The organism is uncultured Thiocystis sp., assembly GCF_903866365.1.
GTDB lineage: Bacteria > Pseudomonadota > Gammaproteobacteria > Chromatiales > Chromatiaceae > Chromatium.
Map to the genome: position 1 here is coordinate 1 of NZ_CAIPNF010000269.1, position 1,982 is coordinate 1,982.

The 1,982-nt window shown below is 61.2% G+C and carries 1 protein-coding gene and 1 pseudogene; both read left to right on the forward strand.

Annotation, left to right across the window (positions count from 1 at the left end):
* Nucleotides 1–382, forward strand: a 382-nt coding sequence (locus QZY07_RS15185; RefSeq protein ID WP_295404446.1) for a GDP-mannose 4,6-dehydratase, incomplete at its 5' end; no start/stop codon positions are given.
* 54 nt (nucleotides 383–436) lie between these two features.
* Nucleotides 437–1,748: pseudogene (locus QZY07_RS15190) on the forward strand (ISKra4 family transposase).
* Nucleotides 1,749–1,982: the final 234 nt, after the last annotated feature.

The following is a 1,982-nucleotide window of genomic DNA, read 5'->3' on the forward strand; positions in this document are numbered from 1 at the left end:
AACTGCGCGGGTAGTCGCGCCCTGCCACCAAGGTCGGGTATATGGATTGGTCAGTAGGATTCACCCCCACATCTTGCGACAGGAGGCACTAACCGACTACCCCCCAAAAGCATTTATCACCGGCATCACCGGGCAGGATGGCTCCTATTTGAGCGAACTGCTCCTAGAGCAGGGCTACGAGGTGCATGGCGCGGTTCGCCGCACCAGTTCGCTTGAACGGAGCCGGCTCGCGCACCTCTACGCCGATCCGGCCATCTACAACCAAAGGCTTTTTTTGCACTATGCCGACCTTGACGATCCAACCACGTTGAGGCGTGTGCTCACCAAGGTCCAACGAATAAGGTTAGATCGTCCGAGCGAAGCGGGGTGCGACCAGAACTGATGCATGAGGCTAAACTTGGGTTTTCCCCCGTTCTGCGCCGAGGCATCCCTGATCATGTTTGAGCAAACCGACGAAGCACTGATGCAAGCCCTTAAGCGCTACCCGCAGCTGAAGCAGCGTATCGGCCATCTCCTGGCGGTCGTGGAAGATGCCGAGGGTGACCTCGCCCGAGCCGATGCGGCGGAACGTCGGGTGATTGAGGAAATCCGGCGCCTGGGGCAAGAAAGCCTACAAGCCTGGGCCGAGCGGCAAAAGTGGAGCAGACGTCAGTGACGGCGGCGGAGACCGGCGAGGGGCGTAGCGGGGGTAAAAAAACTTTGCTGGTACAGCACGTTCGGCTTGATCGAGGTGGAGGAGACGCTGTGGCGTCAGGGGACGCGCACGCAGCGGTGTTTTTCGCTCAGTGCGCCGGTGAGGAATCGGTGTTGTTCGCAGCCGCTGCCACGGGTGATCACGGACTTCGGCGCCGATGTCGCGTTTCGGCAAGCCGCCAAGAAGCTTGAGGAGCATGATGGGTTCACGCTGCCCGTGGAGCGGATCCGTCAACTCGTCGAGGGACATGCGCAGACGATGTACGAGGTGCCGGTGTTGAACGAGGCTTGGCCCAGCGAGCCGGGCGTGCCCTGGGTGGTGGCGGAAACCGATGGCGGGATGGTGCCGATTGTCACCCCCGATCCTGCGCAGCCGGACCAACGCGGCGGGAAAAGCGTGGCGTGGAAAGAGGCTAAGTTGTGCCTGGCTCACGCGTTGGGCCGTGCGACACCCTGTGATGGCGGAACCCTCCAGGGTGGTGTCGAGAGGGCGGGGGGAGGCACTCTTTGACTGCGCCCTACGCGCGGGTTTCGGGAAGGATACGCGGGTGCCTAGCGTCGGCGACGGGGCGACCTGGATCGCCGATCAAATCGAAGAGAAATTCGGTCAACAAGGCCAGTTTCTGGTCGATTTCTACCATGCGTGTGACTATCTGGCCGCTGCGTCCAAGGTCTGTGCGCCTGATCCAAGGCTTTGGCTCAACACGCAAAAAGCACGGCTTAAGGCCAATCAGCACGAGGCCGTGTTGGCCGCGCTAGCGCTGCATGTCGAGCCCGACACGGTCGCCGACCTGGACGCTCCGGTGCGCGCCGCGCAGCGTTATTTCAGCAACCGTCGCCACCAGCTCAATGACCAGGGTGCGCGTGAGCAGGGATTGCCGATCGGCTCCGGCGAGATCGAGAGTGCACATCGTTACGTCGTCCAGCAGCGCCTGAAACGCCCCGGCGCGTGGTGGAGAATCGAGCAGGCCGAGGCGATGCTCGCCCTGCGACTGAACCGGGTCAATGACCAATGGGAGCCGTACTGGCAAGACGTGATCAAGCAAGCGGCATGACAACCGAGTAGCACGCATCACTTCTGGTCCCACCCCCGTGCGGCTCAACACTTGACACAAGCGGGGGATATTGTTTCAATGCGCAGCTTAACTTAGGGCGTGTCATCAATTCATGTTGTGTGGGATTAGCACTGAGATCCAGAGCCTTTCCATCATGTGAGCAGGATGCTGACCGCAGCCAAATGGACTCCCGCCAGGAAATTGCGGGCCAGCTTGTCATAGCGGGTGGCAATC